The organism is Prosthecobacter sp. (assembly GCF_044232965.1).
Classification (GTDB): Bacteria; Verrucomicrobiota; Verrucomicrobiia; order Verrucomicrobiales; family Verrucomicrobiaceae; genus Prosthecobacter.
In genome coordinates, this window is the sequence record NZ_JBIIKX010000011.1 from 12,388 (window position 1) to 31,000 (window position 18,613).

Genomic DNA, 18,613 nt, shown 5'->3' on the forward strand with positions numbered 1-18,613 from the left:
GATCAGGTCACGCGAGCAAGCCTCGCATCACGCGGCCATGCACATCGGTGAGGCGGTAGTCGCGGCCTTCGGCGCGGAAGGTGAGGTGCTCGTGATTGAAGCCGAGGAGATGCAGCAGCGTGGCATTGAGATCATGCACATGCACGGGATCGCGGGCGATGTTGAAGCAGAAGTCGTCGGTCTCGCCGAACTGAAGGCCAGGTTTAACGCCACCACCGGCCAGCCACATGGTGAAGCAGCGGCCATGATGATCGCGACCGTGATTGGCGGCTTCCAGCTTGCCCTGGGAATAGGTGGTGCGGCCAAATTCGCCGCCCCAGACGATGAGCGTGTCATCCAGCAGGCCGCGTTGCTTGAGATCGCTGATCAAAGCGGCGCAGGGCAAGTCGATGTCGCCGCATTGCAGGCGCAGGTCGCTGGGCAGGTTGTAGTGCTGGTCCCAGCCGCGATGATAAAGCTGGATTAAACGCACGCCGCTTTCGGCCATGCGACGTGCGAGCAGGCAGTTCGCCGCGAAGCTGCCGGGCACGCGTGATTGCGGGCCGTAGGCGTCGAGGGTGGCCTCGCTTTCATCGCGCAGGCTGATCAAGTCGGGCACGCTGGTCTGCATGCGATAGGCCATCTCATACTGCGCGATGCGCGTTTCGATCTCAGGATCGAGCTGCTGGGTGAATTGACGGCGGTTGAGCGACTGAATGGCATCAAGCTGCTCACGACGCGATGATGCGTCGATGCCGGGCGGATTGGAGAGATACAACACGGGATCACCGCTGCTGCGAAAGCTGACGCCTTGATGATTGGAAGGCAGAAAACCGGAACCCCACAGTCGCGCATAGAGCGGGTCGGCAGGACGGGCGGCACTGCCGCGTGAAATGAGCACCACAAAGGCCGGTAGGCTCGCGTTTTCGCTGCCAAGACCATAACTGGCCCAGGCACCGAAGCTCGGGCGGCCTGGCTGCTGGTGACCCGTTTGCAGCAAGGTCACGCCGGGATCGTGATTGATCGCCTCCGTGTTCATCGAGCGAATGAGGCACAGCTCATCGGCCACGCGGCCCATGTTTGGCAGTAGTTCGCTCATCCACGCGCCGGATTGACCATGCTGTTTGAAATCAAACAGGGAAGCGGTGACGGGTTTGGATTTTTGTCCGCTCGTCATGCCGGTGAGACGCTGATCGCCGAGCACGGAGGCGGGGAACTCCTGGCCGTGCAGCTTTTTCAAACCGGGCTTGTGATCGAACAGGTCGAGCTGCGACGGGCCGCCGTGCATGAACAGATAAATCACACGCTTCGCCTTCGGCGCGAAGTGTGGCGCGGCGAAACTGCGGCCTTCTCCCAACAGCGAGGCCAGCGCCGCGCCGCCGATGCCTGCGGAGGCACGACCAAACAGTTGCCGGCGTGTCAGTTCGAGATTCATCGGCGGGTGATGGTTTCGTCGAGGTTGAACAGCGTGTGAAGCACCACCGTCCAGGCGGCCAGTTCGACGGGATCGAGTTCATGGCCATGCTTGGAAGCGCCGATGGCGATGAGTTTGGCGGCTTCATCACGATGAGCAGCAAACCGTGTGCGCTGTGAGTGAAGAAGTTTCATGAGTGTGGCGATCTCATCGGCTGCAGGAATGCGCGAAGTCACACGACGAAAGGCGAGTGCCAGGCGTGAGATGTCCTCGCCTTTCTGTGCCAGCGTCCATGCCGCCAAAGCACGGGCAGCTTCGACGTAGGTCTCATCATTAAGCAGCACGAGCGCTTGCAGCGGTGTGTTGGTGCGGGCGCGGCGCACGGTGCATTTCTCGCGGGTCGGGCTGTCAAAGGTGAGCAGGGCAGGGGGAGGGGACTGGCGTTTCCAAAACGAGTAGAGGCTGCGTCGCCACAGACCTTCGCCGGAATCGGCGGTGTAGGTTTCCTCGCCATTGTAAGACACGGCTTCCCACAGGCCGGGCGGCTGATACGGCCGCACGCTCGGCCCGCCGATTTCCGGCACGAGCAGACCCGACACCGCGAGCGCCTGATCGCGAACCATCTCAGCGCTCAATCGAAATGACGGCCCGCGTGCGAGCAGACGATTGGAAGGATCACGAGCAGTAAACTGCGAACTCTGCCGATACGTTTCGCTCATCACAATCAGCTTTAGCAACGCCTTCACATCCCAGCCGCTCAGCATGAAGCGCAGGGCGAGCCAGTCGAGCAGTTCAGGATGCGTTGGAGCCTCGCCCTGCGAGCCGAAGTCGTTCACGGTAAGCACGAGTCCCTCGCCAAAGCACTGCTGCCAGAGCCGATTCACCGCCACGCGTGCCGTGAGCGGGTTGTCGGGCGAGACAAGCCATTGGGCGAAGCCGAGACGATTCGTCGGCGCGTTTACAGGCCACGCTGACAAGGCCGCAGGCACTCCCGGTTGCACCGCATCCGCCGGATGATCGTACTGTCCGCGAGTCAGCACATGCGCCGTGCGCGGCTGGGCCATCTCCTGCATCACGAGCGTTGTGGGAATGCTTTCACGCAGAGCTTTCTCTGCTTGGATGGTCTGCTTGACGCGTGCGCGCGCCTGCCGTGTCGCCGGGTCGGCGAATCTCTCCTGGAAATAATCCAGCAGTGTCTCCGCATCGATCGCGCTGCGTTTGGACGCTGGTGTTTCGACGATGCCGCGAAGTCGCTCGCCCCAGAACCAGTCCTGCACGGTCTTCTCATCCAGCGCGAATTGAATGACACGCGCCTCGTCGATTAAACCGTAAAAACCAAGTCCGGAGTCCCGCCGTCCGATGCGCAGAGGCTCATGGTTCGCCAGCGTGCCGTTCAAGGTGTTGCGCCTGATCTCCAGAGTCGCCGCACGACCGTCCAGGAACACGCGCAGCCCCCTGGCCTGACGTTCGCCATCGTAACTGATCACGATCTGATGCCAGTTCTTCGCGCTCAGAGATTCCACGGTCGAGACCTCGATGGCACTCACGCCCCAACGGTGGACCAAGTTCACCTGCACCCGGCCTTTCTGCCAGATCAGCTCGATGCCGCGCCGGTTGCCCTCTGGCTCGATCACGGACAGTGGGCAGCTCAAGGAGCCGTCCGCCTTCACCCACAGGCCGATGCTCCACGGCAGATCGGGATCAAAGTCCGGCACCTCGGTCTCCACATGCTGTGTGGCGTCAAACTTCACCGCCTGTCCGCGCAGCCCAGGTTCAAAGACCAGCGTTGTGCCGCGTGAAATCATTCCGGGGGCGAGCGCTCCATCGAACGCCTCATGCAACACACGCTCTCTCGGCGGCATGGGCAGTGTGCTTGGCGCGTTCTGTTCCCATGCGATGATCTTCGGCTCCAGCGACTGTTTGAGCGGGGTAAACACCGCAGCAGCCGCGCGTGATTCCGCAGTGGCTTGCTTCAATGCCCGCTCCTGCTCTGCCGAAGGCACGCTCAGCAGCGGCGGTGGATTGTCAGCTTTGATGAGGCCCTGTTCCGGCAGGTTGTTGAAGAAGGCGAAGAGCTGGTAGAACTCACGCTGCGTGATGGGATCGTATTTGTGATCGTGGCAGCGGGCGCAGCCGATGGTGAGGCCGAGCCAGGTGGTGCCGGTGGTTTCGAGTCGGTCGGCGACGTATTCGACGCGGTATTCTTCGTCGATGATGCCGCTCTCGTTGTTCGCCATGTGGTTGCGATTGAAACCGGTGGCGATGCGCTGCGCGGTGGTGGCGTTTGGCAGCAGATCACCAGCAAGCTGTTCGATGGTGAATTGGTCAAAGCGCATGTTGCGGTTGTAGGCGTCGATCACCCAGTCGCGCCAGGGCCACAGGCTGCGCGTCTTGTCGCCAAAATAGCCGTTCGTGTCAGCATAACGCGCCGCGTCGAGCCATTCGACGGCCATGCGCTCGCCGAAATGTTTTGAGGCGAGCAGCCGATCCACCGCGTGCTCGTAGGCTTGCGGATTGCTGTCGGCGATGAAGGCATCCAGTTCTGCCAAAGTCGGCGGCAGGCCGGTGAGATCGAGACTGACACGACGCAGGAGCGTTTCGCGTGAGGCGGCGGGTGCGGGCTTGATGGCTTCCTGCTGCAAGCGGGCGCGGATGAAGTCGTCGATGGGATTCAAGGAACGGCGGTTTGCAACCGCCGCAGGCGCTTGCAAAGCGCCGCTCCTTGGCGGGATCAACGACCAATGCGCCTCGTATTCCGCGCCTTCGGCAATCCAGCGGCGCAGGATGTCTTTTTCCGCAGCGGTCAGCGCTTGTTTCGCCTCCGGCGGAGGCATGAGGTCATCGGCATCGGTGGTGTCGATGCGGTGGATCAACTCGCTCTGCTGCGGCTTTCCTGGTGCCACGGCTTGTTTGCCATCGTGATCAGCGATGGCACCGTCACGTTGATCCAGCCGCAAGTCGGCCTTGCGGCTCTTTTCATCGAAACCGTGGCAGCGGAAGCATTTGTTCGAGAGGATGGGCCGGACATCGCGATTGAACTGAACCCTGGCCTCAGCCGCCTGCGTCACACTCATGCTGGAGAGCATGAGGGCGAGGAGGCAGATGAAATCAGGGCGGCGCATGATGGGGCATGAAGGGAGACGCGCCTATTGAAGGCGGTCTTGCCACCACGTTGCCCTCCTTGATCTTATGCCGAACCTCGTCGGTGGTGTGGTAGCTCTGACGGGCGCAAATCCCCTCAAAGGCGCACCCTGATCGATGGTCGTTCAATCTCTGGCGACGCAGAGCTGGGCTGCCTCATTTCGGGCGTTTCGACTTGTCCTTGCCCTGATGGAGGTTGGCGATGGCGGCGTTGATCTTCGACTCCATCTTGTCCCTGTTCCCGGCTTTGAGTTCGTTGATGGCCTCGTCGATCTTGTCCAGAACGTCTTCTTTGTCTCCACCCTTGTTTCCCTTGTTGGCCTTGGCGATGCGGTTTTTGGCGGACTCGAGCAGAGGCAAGGGATCGGCGGCTTTTTTGGCGGCCTGGAGTTCGTCGAGGGCTTTGCGCTGCTGGGGCAGATCGGCGAGGAGAGGCGTGGCGGTGATGCCCAGCATGAGCATGACGAAGGAGGCACGGAGCAGGATGCGAAGGCGTTGTTTCATGGTCGTGAGTGGGTTCGATCAGGTTGGCGCACACTGAAGAGGGCATTCTCTCATCGGAGGAAGCTCCCGCACCCGATGTAGGTGCGCATCACGAGGACACCGTCGTCGCTCATTCGCAAGTTTTTTTCCCGCCCGGTGGTCTCCCTGAACTTCGGCCGCCTCGTTCCTGGTCCGGAGGTTTGCACCGCAGGAGATTGGAAGACCGCAGTGAATGCCTTTTCAAAGCGCCTTTCGATGCGGCCTTCCACAGTCTTCGGTGTGTTTCTATTGGGCGCTCAATTCTCGCCGTCAGAAAGATGGTTTGGATGTTTGTCAAAGGTGGCTTCTCAGGGCTATTTCCACCCATTATGAAGCCATCCCTCCGCGCCTGCCTGATTTGGACCCTGATCCCGCTGCTGCTTGTCAGTTGTGGCCGGGAGGAGGGCTATGAGATTCGTGGGGACAAGGTGATCTGGAACAGTTGGCAGGGCGACGGTCTGTTTGGCCGCTGGTCTGAGGCGGAGCTGACAGAGTCCCGTGGCTTCGAGATTCTCCAGCCCCAGGGCTACGCGAAGAATGCCACGAGTGTCTATCATGGCGGTCGGCGGATAGCGGACGCAGACGCGGCGACGTTTCAGATGCTCGGAAAGCGTGTCGATCTGGCAAAGGATGTGAAGCGGGTGTACCTCGACGGTCATGCAATCGCGGGCGCGGACCCTGCGACGTTTGTCCTCACGGAGATGTTTGACCTGGGAAAGGACAAGAAGGACTACTACCTCCGTCACGAGCCGCTGCATGTGCGTGACATGGCCTCCTTCAAGGTGCTGGAGGCCAATGCGTGGAGAAACGATCACCACATCTGGGCGCGGGACAGTCTTGACTACTATGCGGGCGCGAAGGCCACGCAGATCAGCGACAGCGCCACCTTCCAAGTGGTACAGTCGTGGTATGCGAAGGATGCGAAGCAGGTGTACTTCGGCAGCTCGGTTCTCGCCGGTGCCGATGCGGCCACCTTTCAAGGCGTCGGCGGCGAGTCGGGCGAGTTCGCCAAGGACGCGAAGCATGTCTATTGGCAAGGCCAGGTGGTGGACGGCTGCGATGCCGCGACGTTTCAAGTGCTCAAGCTCCGTTACGCCAAAGACAGCAAGCTGGCGTACTTCTGTTATGCCAGCGGCAGCCCGCCGCTTGTGCTGCCCGGCTCGGATGCCAAGACTTTCGAAGTGATCGGGCCCTCGTCACAGGGCTTCGGTTATGCCAAGGATGCCAAGCAGGTGTACCAAGGTGCCAATGTCATCACCGGCGCTGATCCGGCGAGTTTTGTGGTGGACCCGAACGACCCCGAAAATGCTTCGGACAAGAACCGGCGCTATCGCTACGGCGAGCCCATCAAGTAGATCAAGGCTGGGACGAGGGGGGGCGTGATGAGGGGACTGTCGTTGCACGGTTTTTAAGGTGCGACCTAACCACCAATCCAAAGTGGAATAGCGAATCAACCCAGATGAGGGAACTCTGATACCATGGCCACCGAGATTGAACGTAAATTTCCTCTTAAACCCAACCGCTGGCAGCCCGAGGGCACCGGTCGGCGGATGATGCAGGGCTACCTTTCTCGTGATCCAGACCGCACGGTGCGGGTGCGCATTGTAGGTGAGGAAGCTTTCATGACGGTGAAGAGCCGCCGCACGGGCATCTCGCGCACGGAGATCGAGTTTCCCATCGCACTCGATCATGCGCGTGACCTGATGGCGCTCTGCCATCAGCCGGTGATCGACAAAATACGGCATGAGGTGCTGCACGACGGCATGCTGTGGGAGGTGGACGTTTTCCGCGGTGCGAACGAGGGCCTCATCGTGGCCGAGATCGAACTGCCCGCCGAGGACACGCCGTTCACGCGGCCGGACTGGATCGGTGAGGAGGTCTCCCACGACCCGCGCTACACGAATTCACGCCTGTCCGAGCTGCCCTTTCAAAGCTGGAGGTGAAGGGGCGTGTTTCGTGGAAGGCCAGTCGAGGCTTGTCATCGGAGCGCCACACGCTCAGACTGTGCTCATGAACGCCGCCCGTTTATGCCGCACTGTGTTTTGCCAGAGCCTCGCTTTAGTTCTCATGGATGGCCTGTCTTTGTCGGCCGACACCAACGATTGGAAGCCTGCCCAGGTGAAGAAAACGCTGCTCGACACGAACGCCACGGCGAGGATTGCCTCGACGATGAGCAGTGAAAGCCTGGTGAGCATGGCCACTTCGGCCACACGAGGTGGTTGTCATGTGGCCAAGATAACGGGCAATGCGCTGAATGGATTCAGGGTTGTTTATGATGGCAAGGCCGGGCCGAGCTACGCGGAGATCGCCAAGGAAACGCCCGTGTTCAGCGAGGATGGCAGTTCGCTGGCCTATGCGGCGCGAAAGGGGACGGAATGGCTGTGGGTGGTCGATGGTGTGGAGGGGCCGGGCTATTCGGAGCTGACGCCCACCTCGTTTGCCTTCAGCGCGGACGGGAAGCATCATGCGTATGTGGTGATCCCTCGTTTTCGGCAAGCCGCTTTGATCGTGGATGGAAAAGTGCATGCCGAGGGGAAATGGGACGGCATCATGCCATGGGACGCCGCGCCCGTGTTCAGCGCGGACGGGGCACGGCTGGCTTTTGTGGAGGTGATCGCTCTGAAAAGCTGATGCGAGTGAAACTCGACGGGAAAGCCGTACCTTGGCACCCTGGCATCGCCATGCACAAGTCGCCTGGATTCGGTGCCTTCATGTCTGTGCAACTTCAGGGGCCCATCACGGAGGAGCGTGCACATCCTGAGGCGTTCAATCTCCATTTCTCGCCGGATGGAAAGCACTTCGCCTATGGCACCTTCACCACCGAAGGAAAGGCGATCATGGTGGTGGATGGAAAGACAAGCGAACCGCACGACACCATCGGCTTCGACAATCTGTTCTCCATGGATGGCAGTCTGCATGCCTTCATGGCGCTTGATGGCAAACAGTACCGAATTTTTGCCAGTGGAGCGCCGCCCCTCGCTGTGGACGCGATGTACGACTGGTCCCTCACCAGCAGCCCGGATGGCCGCCATCTGGCCTTTGCTGGAATCCGCGATGGGAAAAAAGCCATCTGGATGGATGGCAAGGCCGTGGTGCTGGATGTGACGATGGACGATTACCGCAACTCACAGCCCATCGTGTTCAGCCCCGACTCGCGACGGCTCGCCTGCTGCGTGATGAGCCAGGGATCGATGCATTGGGTGGTTGATGGCAAGGCGGGCCCCGGTTCCAAGACTGGCATGGGCTTCAACTTGAGTTTCAGTGCCGATAGTCGGCACTTCGCCTACATGGCGGCTCAAGACACGCATGGGGCTGCGAATATCGTTGTCGATGGCGTGGTGCGTGCGACCTACGCGCCCGTGACGAGCGGGCCGGTGTTCCGCAGCGATGGCGTGCTGGAGTTTATCGCCGTGGATGCCGATGGACTGTGCCGGTTTGAAGTGACGGGCTATTGAGCGAAAGCAGAAACGTGGTCGGGTGCAGAGGGTGGATGCAAGCCTTTCGCTGCTCACTTGCTGTAAGGCACCAAATAGTCGTAAGGAGCCGCACCGCCGACGCGGTAGAGCACATAGCCTGCTTTTGGGGCGGAGATTTGAATCCAGGAGGCGTCGGGATCTTGCGCATCTTTGGACACCACGGGCACCACTTGGTTTTTGTCTCCTGCGACTGCTTTGCCTGCCAGGGTGACTTTGGCCCCTTCCTCCAGGCTGCCGAGGCGCTTGCCGTCTGTGCCGGGTTTGCTGCGGATGATCAACCCTACTGGAGCGTTGACCTTGTGCAGGCGGGTCACCGGCTCATCAGCGAAGGCGAGGGTGGCGGTGAGGAGGAAGACGAAAACGGCACGAATGAGGAGGCGTTGCATGGTCGCGTGCTGTCCGCGTACCGTGCGAGAACTCAAGAAAATTCTTCAGCGCACTGGGCGCAACTGCGAAGGGAGAGTGATCTCTTCACAGGCCTTTCTTGGGTTCAACAAGCTCTTTCAATGCCTATGATAGCATCTAGGATGGCGCACCATGAGCATCGGAACCAAGAACCGCCTGAACCTGATCGGAACGACCTGCAAAGCGCACCTGCGGGAGCAATTTGCCGGAGAGGGAGCTTTGGTGGAGGAGTTCATCGCCGAATTCGAGGGCACGGGCAAGAACACGGACCCGAACGCCTGGGCCAAGTTCACCGATGCGAAGCGTGACAACGCCGAAATGCTGCGGCGAGTGGACGCGGCGTTTGAAACGTGGATGAATCCGTAGAACAGGCCGAACCCGCGCACGAGAACGCCCCGAGGGCGCGTATTGGCAGGTGCCGCCATGAAATCACTCGCCCTGTTTCTCTGTCTTGCCTCGCCGCTTCTTGCCCAGGACGCGCTCAAGTCATCGCTGACCTTTCATGCGTCGTTTGATGCGGGACTGAACGCCGACTTCAGCAAGGGGGACAAAACCTGCCTGATCAAGAAGGGCAAGGATCTCGTGCCCTGCGTGTTCAACGACGACGTGAAACTCGCCTCGGGTGGAAAATTCGGTTCTTGTCTGCACTTTCCCAAGAAGGGTGCCACGCGGCCACAATTCAGCGGTGTGAACGTCCTGGGCTACAACGACAAGAGCTGGAGCGCCACGGTCTCCACCTGGTTGAAGCTCACACCGGACGAGGATCTGGAGCCGGGCTACTGCGATCCGGTGCAGATCGTGGGTGATGATGGCAAGAAGGGCTTTATTTTCCTGGAGTGGTCGAAGGATGAGACGCCGCGCTTCTTCCGCTACGCCATTCGTCCGTTGTTTGAGATCTGGAATCCCACGAATGTGCAGTGGGCGGACATTCCCTTCGAAAAACGGCCGATGGTGCAGGTGGCGAACGCGCCCTTCAGCCGCGAGACATGGACGCATGTGGCCTTCACGCTTTCAAACGTGAACAACCAGGCGGCGAAGCCGGGCGGCAGCCTCTTCATCAACGGCAAGCTGCAAGGCCGCATCGAGAACTGGGATTTGCGTTTCGGCTGGGATCCAGCAAGCGTGGCGCTGGTGCTGGGAGCTTCGTATGTGGGCCATCAGGACGATCTGGCCGTCTTTGATCGTGCCCTGAGCGACGCGGAGGTGGAGCAGCTCTTCAAGCTTGAAGGCGGCGTCGCGAGTTTGCGGTGAAGGCGAGTGGATTTACTCTACACGCACGGCCGCGCAGACCATTTCTAAAACACGGCCCAGCGAGGCCGCTCCAGTGCCTTCCTGGAAGGCGTTGCCAGGGATCGGCTGCCAGTCGTCGCGGTCGGTCTTCGGCTCCGGCTGCGGAATGCGGGTGAGCGTGGGGTCATACTGGCCGGTCTTGCCGCCGAGCTTGTAGATCACGAGGTCGAGCGACGGCACAACGTAGAGGCAGAAGCCCCCCGCGCCGCTTTTCCAGAACGCGTCCTTCGGTGCTCCGGCCACATGGCCGTCGGCGTTGTGCTCCCATTGCAGACTGAAAGGCGTGTGAGGGTTGTAAGGGCTCCACGTCTGGCATTTCTTGATGTAGTCGGGCGGGACGAGCTGCTGGTCCTTCCACTTGCCGTTTTGAGCCAGGCAGTAGCCGAAGCGCACGGCGTCGGTGGCATGCAAGGCGGTGCTGCCGGCCCCATTCGCATGCGGCATGACGAAATCGCCGCGATGCAGGCAGTAATCCCACGCGCCCCAGCCCTGCGGCTTGGCAAGGCGTTCGTGAATGAAGTCCTTCAACTCCATGCCGCTGACGTTGCGCAGCACGATGCTGGCGATGTGTGGAGAAGGAGAGGAGTAGGAGTAACCAGCGCCTGGATCGCACCACAGCGGCACATCGAGTGAGGATTTGTCGAGATCACGGATGTTCTGGCCGGGTACGGGCTTGAGCGGCTTTGGCTTGGGGTCGCCTTTGACATAGCCGGTGGGTGTCTGCCCTTCACCCCAGTAGCCGCCGGTCATGCAGAGCAGTTGGCCCAGGGTGATGTTCGCTTTTCGCGGATCGTTGAACGGGAGCGCCTGTGGCAGGTATTTTTCAGTGAACACCTTCGTGTCGAGCCCTGCGGGGATATTGTCTTTAAACTCATGCAGCATGATGCCACAGGCGATGCTGCAAAAGCCCTTGCCGGTGGAGGCCATGTCAGGGTTCGCATTGCGACTGGCACGTCCGAAGTAGCGCTCGAACACCAGCCAGCCCTTCCTCACCACCACCAGACCGCCATGCGCAGTGCTGCGCTCGGTGATGGTGTAGGCGGGTTCCAGCTTGCTCAGGTCCATGCCAGCCTGCTCGCGCATGGCCTTTTCGGTCTTCGCCTCACGCCAGCCGCCTGCGCTGTCTGGCGGCGGGAAGTAAGTGTCTGCGGCATGAAGTGCCGAAGTGGTGAAAATGAGAGCGGTGAGCAGTGGGGCGGTCATGATGAGCGAACACCATGAAGTACCCCACGCTTTCGTGCGAGCCCCAATTCGCGGCTGCATCGTTTAGAAACTGCGACTGACACCGAACGTGAAGCCCAGCGAATCGAGGCCGGGATTCGGGTTGGTCTGCCCACCGTTGGAAAGATGCTGAAACATGGCGCTGGCACGCAGGGACCACGAATCGGTCAGCACGCGGGAGACACCAAGCTGGCCGTACCAATTCAGCGTGAAGTCCTGGCCCTGGCCGCCGGGCACATTCTGCGCATCCACCCAGCCGACACCGCCGCCGATGGAACCGAAGACGCTCCAGGTCATGCTTGGATCCCACCATTCGATGGATGGTGCGCCTGAGATGCCGAGGTAGCGATTTTCGGAGCCTTCCTCGAACCAGTTGGCCATGACTGTGACTTTGTTGCGGATGGTGAGCTTGGAGCCGTTGGAGAAATCGAGGCCGAGCACCTCGGGAGAACGCCAGGAGACCATGAACGGTACGATGCGGTAATTGAAGGTGGTGTCGCCGCCGACTTTCCACAGCATGCCGGTTTCAAAGTCGAACGCGTGCTGCTTCCATGGCTTGAGCTCGGCTGGGGCGGAGATTTGCGCAAATGCGGTGGTGCAGAGGATTAGGGAGGCGAAAAGGTGGCGGATCATGGTAGCAATTTAGCGTCAAGAGTCGCAAACGCCAGCATGGAGTGAATGGTCGCTGGCGAGACTCAGGAGAAAAGGCTCCAGAGTTGAAAAACACTTTTTTTGTTATCGTGTTTGCTGCGAGCCTGCTCCCCGCCACGATGGCCTCCGAAAAACACTGAATCCAACCATTTTCTCCTCATGAGTTCTCCCCGCGTCCTCCTCACCACCACGTCATTCCAGGATACTCCCGGCATCCATCACGACATGCTGGCCAAGGCCGGATTTGAGATCGTTCGTGAGCGCGGGCCGCTTCCCGAGAGCCGCATGCTCGAGCTGGCTGGTGACTTTGACGCTTTTCTTTGCGGTGACGATGCTTTCACCCGTGCGGTCATTCAGAAATCCCTGCCGCGTCTCAAGGTCATCTCGAAATACGGCATCGGCCTCGACAAGATCGACCTGAAGGCCGCCACCGACCTCAAGGTGCCCGTGCTCTTCACGCCAGGTGTCAACCACACCACTGTCGCCGAGCACACCTTCGCCCTCCTGCTCGCCGTCGTGCGCAACCTCGTCGTCGAGGCCAACCACGTCGCTGCCGGCAACTGGACGCGCATCACGGGCAATGAGCTCTGCGGCAAGACGCTCCTGCTCGTCGGTCTTGGCCGCATCTCCAAGGAAGTCGCCATCCGCGCGCGTGCCTTCGGCCTGCGCGTTCTTGTTTACGCCAACTACTGGGAGGAAGATTTCGCCCGCTGGTATGATCTGGAGCGCGTCGAAGATCTCGACGAGGGACTCAAGCAGGCTGACTTCATCTCGCTCCACACCAAGCTCACCGAAAAGACCAAGGGCCTGATCGACGCCCGCCGCATCGGCCTGCTCAAGCCCGGTGCCGTCATCGTCAACACCGGCCGCGGCGAACTCATCTCGCTCACCCCGCTCGTCGAGGCCATCAAGGCTGGTAAGATCCGTTACGGTGCCGACGTGCTCGACCAGGAGCCGCCGCCCGCCGATCATCCGCTCCTCGGCCTCCCCGGCACCGTGCTCACGCCGCACATCGGCAGCCGCACGCACGAGAGCGTGCAGCGCCAGGCCAGTTGCGCTGTGGAAAATCTCACGCGATTCCTTGCGGGCAAGGAGCCCATCGCTCGCGCCAACCCGTTCTGAGCGGAACTCGGATGTTTCACGGCTCGCTCACGTTATGCCGATTTTTGTAGCATTGATTCACGGCGTGAATTTTCTCATCAAAGAGGCCGACACAACAGAACCTATATTAAAAGGCTTCTACGTTAATGCGTATGTCGACACCCCAACTCCAGAGGAAGCAGAAATTCAAGCCATCGAGCTTGTTCGCACCTCGACCAAGCTCCGGCCCAAAGTGGCTAATTCTATCGATGATCCGCCTCGGATGTCTGTGGAAGATATGTCAGTGATGGATGCTTGGCCCGATGACCGGGCACTTCCATTGAGCGGTTTTGTTTTTTACGATGACCCGAACGCCGAGTGGCGCAAAGACTCCACTACTGGCTGACGAACCCTGCCATTCATACTGAGACGTTTAGAAATGTCGTTCCTCGTTTGCAGGTTCTGATTTTCAGACATAATCCTTTCTTTCCCACACCATGAGCCTCTCCATCAAACCTCGCGAATCCTGCGCCTTCGATCAAATCTCGCTCGGCGAAGTCATGCTCCGTCTCGATCCCGGCGAAGGCCGCATCCGCACCGCCCGTGAATTCAAGGCCTGGGAAGGCGGCGGCGAGTACAACACCTCCCGAGGCCTGAGGAAGTGCTTCGGCTACAAGACCGCCGTCGTCACTGCCTTCGTGGATAACGAGATCGGTCACCTCATTGAGGATTTCATCATGCAGGGCGGAGTTGCCACCGACTTCATCCAATGGCGTGCCGATGACGGCATCGGTCGCACCGTCCGCAACGGCCTGAACTTCACCGAGCGCGGCTTTGGCATCCGTGGTGCCGTCGGCAATCCTGATCGGGGCAACACCGCCGCTTCGCAGCTCAAGCCCGGCGACATCGACTGGGAGCACATCTTCGGCAAACTCGGCGTCCGCTGGTTCCACACCGGTGGCATCTTCGCCGCGCTCTCCGCCACCACGGCCGAACTCACCGTTGAAGCGGTGAAGGCAGCGAACAAGTACGGCACCATCGTCAGCTACGACCTCAACTACCGCCCCTCGCTTTGGAAAACCATCGGTGGCCTGCAAAAGGCCCAGGAGGTCAATCGCGAGATCGCGAAGTATGTCGATGTTATGATCGGCAATGAGGAGGACTTCACCGCCTCGCTTGGCTTCGAGGTCAAAGGCGTGGACCACAACATCTCCAACATCGAACTCGACGCCTTCAAGGCCATGATCGAGACGGCGGTGAAGGAGTTCTCGAACTTCAAGGTCGCCGCCACCACGCTGCGCGGTGTGAAGACTGCCACCGTCAACGACTGGTCCGCCATCCTCTGGCACGCTGGTCAGTTCCACGAGAGCCGCAAGTATCCCGACCTCGAAATCCTCGACCGTGTCGGCGGCGGCGACAGCTTCGCCTCCGGCGTGCAGTTCGGCTTCATGGAGTTCAACGACGCCCAGAAAGCCGTCGAATACGGCGCCGCCCACGGCGCATTGGCTTCGACAACGCCAGGCGATACTTCGATGGCGACCCGCAAAGAAGTCGAGAAGACAATGGGCGGTGGCGGCGCACGTGTCGTGCGGTAATCTGCTGGCGTCTTCAACGGTGCGTTGTTCATGCGATAGCGTGAACAACGCACGAGAGACTCTTGCGAGGTTGGTGTGAGCCGCTATTCTCCGCGCCCCCATGGCCTCCACGGACTTCACGCCTTCCCACGTTTACGAGCAGCCGTTCCCGGCCTTCGACATCAACGCCATCGAAACGCCCGCCTATGTGGTGGATGTCGCGTTGTTGCGCAAAAACATGGAGAAACTCAGCCGCGTGCAGAGCGAGTCTGGCGCGAAGGTGTTGCTGGCCTTGAAGGGCTTCTCGATGTTCAGCGTGTTCCCGATCATGCGTGAGTATTTGAGCGGCTGCTGTGCGAGTGGACTCAATGAGGCGCTGCTGGCGCAGGAATTTGGCAAAGAGGTGCATGTCTATGCGCCAGCGTTCAAAGAAGCGGAGATGCGGCAGATCATTCCCATCGCCCATCATCTCAGCTTCAACTCGCTGGCCCAGTTTCGGAAGTTCAAGCCAATGCTGGATGCCGCAAAGGCGGTGGGGCATGCGTCCAGCCCCGGCATTCGTGTGAATCCTGAGCACTCCGAGGTCGAGGTTTCGCTCTACGACCCGTGCTCGCCCGGCTGCCGTCTCGGCATTCGCGCCGAAGCGCTGGAAGGCGAGGATTTGACCGGTGTCGAAGGCTTGCACTTCCATGCGCTCTGCGAGCAGGATTCGGACGTGCTGGAGCGCACCGTGTCTGCCGTCGAAGCGCGGTTTCCACGCCTGCTGGAGCAGGTGCAGTGGGTGAACATGGGCGGCGGACATCACATCACACGCAAGGACTACGATGTGGAGCGCCTCATCCGCGTCTTGCGCACCTTCCGCGAGAAATGGGGCAAGGAAGTTTATATCGAGCCTGGCGAAGCCGCCGCCCTGAACACCGGCTATCTCGTCGCCGAGGTGCAGGACATCGTGGCCTCAGACACTCCCACCGCCATCCTCGACCTCTCCGCCACGGCGCACATGCCGGACTGCCTGGAGATGCCGTATCGGCCGCGCATTTTTGGCGCGGGTTTGCCGGGGGAGTTTCCGCACAAATACAAGATGGGCGGCATGAGCTGTCTCGCAGGCGATGTGCTGACGGGCTTTTCATTCCCCGAGCCGCTCAAGGTCGGCCAGCGACTCGTGTTTGCCGACATGGCGCACTACACGATGGTCAAGACGACGACCTTCAACGGCGTGCCGCATCCTGACATCGCCATCTATGATCCGGCGACGCGGGAATACCGCGTGGTGCGGCGCTTCGGTTACGCGGACTTCAAGAACAAGCTGTCCTAGCGCGCCTCAGCGGCCAGCTTTTCGATCCATTTGCCCAGATCTGGCGGGCGAAAGGATTCCATGGCTGTGAGCAGCTTTGCGGGTTCGTTTTCGACGAGCACGCACTGCGCGTGTTCGGGCTTGAGAAAGCCGCTATGGCTCATGTGGGCAATGAACTCGATCAAGCCGTCGAAAAAGCCGCCGACATTGAGCAGGCCGACCGGTTTGTCATGAAACGAGAGCTGTAGCCAAGTCAGCGTCTCAAATAACTCGTCCAGAGTGCCGAAACCTCCTGGCAAGGCGATGAAGCCATCGCTCAGATCGACCATCATCTGCTTGCGTTCGTGCATGCTGGTCACGACATGCAGTTCCGTGACGCCGCCATGGCCGAGCTCTTTTTCCATCAGCGATTTTGGGATCACACCGATCACCTCACCACTTTGTGAGAGTGCTCCATCCGCCACAGTGCCCATCAGACCCACATTGCCGCCGCCATAAACAAGACCGAGGCCGCCGCGGGCCAGAAACGCACCCAAATCATGCGCGGCGGCGCGATGCGCGGGATCATTTCCAGCATTGGAACCGCAATAGACACAGATTCGGCGCAGTTTGCTCATGGGGCGAAATGGGTGAGATGTAAAAAGTGATAAGTCAGACGTTAGTAGAGGTGCCTGTGCGCATTTCACCTCTGACTTCTCACCTCTCACCGTTTCTTTCCACATGAATCCCAACCGCCGCTCTTTCCTCGCCTCGTCCGCCGCAGCGCTCACCGGCTGCTCGCTGGTTCCCTCATTCAAGAAAGGAGACTGGATCGACGCGCATGTGCATGTGTGGACGCCGGAGGTGGAAAAGTATCCTCTGGCGCGTGGTTATGCTGTCAGCGACATGCGTCCGCCGAGTTTCACGCCGCAGCAGTTGTTCGCGCATTGCCGGCCGGAGGGCGTGCGGCGCATCGTGCTCATCCAGATGAGCCACTACCAGTTCGACAACCGCTACATGCTCGACGTGATGCGGCAGCATCCTGGCACTTTCAGCGGTGTGGCCATCGTGGATGAAAACGCGCCGGATCTGGCCGCGACGATGACACAACTGGTCAAACAGGGCGTGCGTGGCTTCCGCATCTATTCCGGCAAGGCAACCAACCTCTCAGCGTGGATCGGCTCCCCCGGCATGGCGACACTTTGGAAGACCGCCGCCGAGCTGAAAGTGAGCGTCTGCCCGTTGATCAACCCCGACACGCTGCCGCTCATCGACAAAATGTGCGAATGGTATCCCGACACGAGCGTGGTGATCGACCACTTTGCCCGCATCGGCATGGCGGGTGGTTTTAAAGAGGCGGATGTGCGGAATCTCCTGCGCCTAGCCCGTCATGCGAAGACGCATGTGAAGGCGTCCGCGTTTTATGCGCTGGGACGCAAAAAAGCGCCTTATACTGACTTGGGGCCGCTCATTCGTCAGGTGCGCGATGCTTTTGGTCCGCAGCGGGTCATGTGGGCCAGCGATTGTCCGTTCCAGGTCGATCCGGGGCACAACTACCGTGATTCAATCGCCTTGATCCGGGACCGGCTCGATTTCCTGAGTGAGACGGATAGAGCCTGGATGCTGCGCGGCACGGCACAGAAGGTATTCTTCTCGTCTGCGGCCGTTTGAGACACGAAAAAGCCCCGTCAGGGATGCTGACGGGGCTTGGTCTCGGGAGAGACTAGGTTGAGAGGGGGGTCAGGCAGCGTTGGCCTCGGCACCTTTGTGACCGAGCTGCTTCACGGCGAGGTTGAGCTGATCGTACTCGATCGGCTTCTTGATCACCGTGACTGGTCCGTGGCCGAGGATGCGGCTGAGGATTTCGCTGTCCGGGTAGCCAGTGATCACCACGATGGGCAGGTCGGGATAAAGCGCCTTGAGTTGAGAATAGACCTCATCTCCTGGGACGTCTGGCAGCTTGAGATCGAGGAAGACGAAGTCAAACTTCTGCTTTTTCGCCATGGCGATGGCCTCTGCTCCAGTGCCGACGACCAACCGGCCGAATCCCGCCTTTTTGAGGAATTGCTTGAAGAGCGCCTGCAATGCAGGGTCATCATCGACGACCAAGACGGTCGGCTGCCCGGCCTCCTCTTCTTTTCGCAGCACATCGCGGTCGAGCAGACTGCGCTTGATGCGCCAGCGACCTCCGATTTGAACCGCAGGCAATTGCCCGCGCTGCACGAGGTAATAGACGGTGGGCAGAGGAATGCGGAGATATTCCGCCGTCTCTTTCACTGTCATGAGTTCGGGTGCTGCTGGATCGGCCATATGGTTAGTGGAGTGGACTGGGAGGTTGGGTGTCTTTAGAAAATGAAATTTGAGTCTCTTTTTTGCTACGGCTCAACAGTTGCTTATAAATTCCATCATTACAAGGTCTTTTTCCGACTTCGGGAGAAAGGCGGGCTTCAGATAATTGGTAGATTTGCGAATCACAGTCACAAATGCAAACCAAAATTGGATGACTGCTGAAAAATTTCGGAAATCCTGAAGAAATTCATACAAAAGGATTCAAGCCAGAATCCGAACAAAGAGTGGGCCAAAATAG

19 protein-coding genes are annotated in these 18,613 nt (G+C 59.9%); 11 read left to right on the forward strand and 8 right to left on the reverse strand.

Annotated features, from left to right (window positions below):
* Window positions 1-7: 7 nt before the first annotated feature.
* The 3 genes from ACILSI_RS06830 to ACILSI_RS06840 form a co-directional block, all read right to left on the reverse strand.
* Complete coding sequence (locus ACILSI_RS06830) at window positions 8-1,414, reverse strand: DUF1501 domain-containing protein (protein WP_395721111.1); 1,407 nt, start codon at window positions 1,412-1,414, stop codon at window positions 8-10.
* On the reverse strand, window positions 1,411-4,515 hold the full coding sequence (locus ACILSI_RS06835) for a DUF1553 domain-containing protein (protein ID WP_395721112.1): 3,105 nt from the start codon (window positions 4,513-4,515) through the stop codon (window positions 1,411-1,413). The genes ACILSI_RS06830 and ACILSI_RS06835 overlap by 4 nt, the downstream gene beginning before the upstream one ends.
* Window positions 4,516-4,690: 175 nt before the next feature.
* Complete coding sequence (locus tag ACILSI_RS06840) at window positions 4,691-5,038, reverse strand: hypothetical protein (protein ID WP_395721113.1); 348 nt, start codon at window positions 5,036-5,038, stop codon at window positions 4,691-4,693.
* 347 nt (window positions 5,039-5,385) lie between these two features.
* On the opposite strand from ACILSI_RS06840, the gene ACILSI_RS06845 reads away from it, so the two are divergent.
* From ACILSI_RS06845 to ACILSI_RS06860, 4 genes are all read left to right on the forward strand, one after another.
* The gene (locus ACILSI_RS06845; RefSeq protein WP_395721114.1) at window positions 5,386-6,411 is read left to right on the forward strand and encodes a DKNYY domain-containing protein; all 1,026 of its coding nucleotides are present in this window, start codon (window positions 5,386-5,388) and stop codon (window positions 6,409-6,411) included.
* A 123-nt stretch (window positions 6,412-6,534) separates the two neighbouring features.
* Window positions 6,535-6,999, forward strand: a complete 465-nt coding sequence (locus ACILSI_RS06850) for a CYTH domain-containing protein (protein WP_395721115.1) — start codon at window positions 6,535-6,537, stop codon at window positions 6,997-6,999.
* 67 nt (window positions 7,000-7,066) lie between these two features.
* Window positions 7,067-7,687, forward strand: a complete 621-nt coding sequence (locus tag ACILSI_RS06855; RefSeq protein ID WP_395721116.1) for a hypothetical protein — start codon at window positions 7,067-7,069, stop codon at window positions 7,685-7,687.
* Window positions 7,688-7,767: 80 nt separating this feature from the next.
* Window positions 7,768-8,511 carry a TolB family protein gene (locus ACILSI_RS06860; protein WP_395721117.1) on the forward strand — a complete coding sequence of 248 codons (744 nt, stop codon included), beginning with the start codon at window positions 7,768-7,770 and terminating at the stop codon, window positions 8,509-8,511.
* Window positions 8,512-8,564: 53 nt separating this feature from the next.
* Here the strand turns inward: ACILSI_RS06860 and ACILSI_RS06865 are convergent, their stop codons facing one another.
* Window positions 8,565-8,918, reverse strand: coding sequence for a hypothetical protein (locus tag ACILSI_RS06865; protein WP_395721118.1), 354 nt, complete (start codon window positions 8,916-8,918; stop codon window positions 8,565-8,567).
* Window positions 8,919-9,069: 151 nt separating this feature from the next.
* On the opposite strand from ACILSI_RS06865, the gene ACILSI_RS06870 reads away from it, so the two are divergent.
* Both ACILSI_RS06870 and ACILSI_RS06875 read left to right on the forward strand, forming a co-directional pair.
* Window positions 9,070-9,303 (forward strand): hypothetical protein, encoded by a 234-nt coding sequence (locus tag ACILSI_RS06870; protein WP_395721119.1) that lies wholly within the window; start codon window positions 9,070-9,072, stop codon window positions 9,301-9,303.
* A gap of 57 nt (window positions 9,304-9,360) precedes the next feature.
* Complete coding sequence (locus ACILSI_RS06875) at window positions 9,361-10,188, forward strand: LamG-like jellyroll fold domain-containing protein (RefSeq protein WP_395721120.1); 828 nt, start codon at window positions 9,361-9,363, stop codon at window positions 10,186-10,188.
* A gap of 12 nt (window positions 10,189-10,200) precedes the next feature.
* Here ACILSI_RS06875 and ACILSI_RS06880 read toward each other — a convergent pair whose 3' ends face one another.
* Window positions 10,201-11,430 carry a serine hydrolase domain-containing protein gene (locus ACILSI_RS06880; protein ID WP_395721121.1) on the reverse strand — a complete coding sequence of 410 codons (1,230 nt, stop codon included), beginning with the start codon at window positions 11,428-11,430 and terminating at the stop codon, window positions 10,201-10,203.
* Window positions 11,431-11,493: 63 nt separating this feature from the next.
* Window positions 11,494-12,081, reverse strand: a complete 588-nt coding sequence (locus ACILSI_RS06885) for an acyloxyacyl hydrolase (protein ID WP_395721122.1) — start codon at window positions 12,079-12,081, stop codon at window positions 11,494-11,496.
* Window positions 12,082-12,258: 177 nt separating this feature from the next.
* Between ACILSI_RS06885 and ACILSI_RS06890 the strand changes: the two genes are divergently transcribed.
* The 4 genes from ACILSI_RS06890 (at window position 12,259) to nspC (ending at window position 16,068) form a co-directional block, all read left to right on the forward strand.
* Entirely contained in the window at window positions 12,259-13,221 is a 963-nt protein-coding gene (locus ACILSI_RS06890) for a phosphoglycerate dehydrogenase (protein WP_395721123.1), read from the forward strand.
* Between the two features lie 64 nt (window positions 13,222-13,285).
* A complete protein-coding gene (locus tag ACILSI_RS06895; protein WP_395721124.1) occupies window positions 13,286-13,585 on the forward strand; it encodes a hypothetical protein in 300 nt (99 codons plus the stop codon).
* A gap of 91 nt (window positions 13,586-13,676) precedes the next feature.
* On the forward strand, window positions 13,677-14,774 hold the full coding sequence (locus ACILSI_RS06900) for a PfkB family carbohydrate kinase (protein ID WP_395721125.1): 1,098 nt from the start codon (window positions 13,677-13,679) through the stop codon (window positions 14,772-14,774).
* A gap of 100 nt (window positions 14,775-14,874) precedes the next feature.
* Entirely contained in the window at window positions 14,875-16,068 is a 1,194-nt protein-coding gene (gene nspC, locus ACILSI_RS06905; RefSeq protein ID WP_395721126.1) for a carboxynorspermidine decarboxylase, read from the forward strand.
* Here the strand turns inward: nspC and ACILSI_RS06910 are convergent.
* On the reverse strand, window positions 16,065-16,655 hold the full coding sequence (locus ACILSI_RS06910) for a TIGR00730 family Rossman fold protein (protein ID WP_395721197.1): 591 nt from the start codon (window positions 16,653-16,655) through the stop codon (window positions 16,065-16,067). The two genes, nspC and ACILSI_RS06910, sit on opposite strands and share 4 nt — an antisense overlap.
* A 112-nt stretch (window positions 16,656-16,767) precedes the next feature.
* On the opposite strand from ACILSI_RS06910, the gene ACILSI_RS06915 reads away from it, so the two are divergent.
* On the forward strand, window positions 16,768-17,697 hold the full coding sequence (locus ACILSI_RS06915; RefSeq protein WP_395721127.1) for an amidohydrolase family protein: 930 nt from the start codon (window positions 16,768-16,770) through the stop codon (window positions 17,695-17,697).
* Between the two features lie 69 nt (window positions 17,698-17,766).
* Here the strand turns inward: ACILSI_RS06915 and ACILSI_RS06920 are convergent, their stop codons facing one another.
* Window positions 17,767-18,336, reverse strand: a complete 570-nt coding sequence (locus ACILSI_RS06920) for a response regulator (protein ID WP_395721128.1) — start codon at window positions 18,334-18,336, stop codon at window positions 17,767-17,769.
* Between the last annotated feature and the right edge of the window lie 277 nt (window positions 18,337-18,613).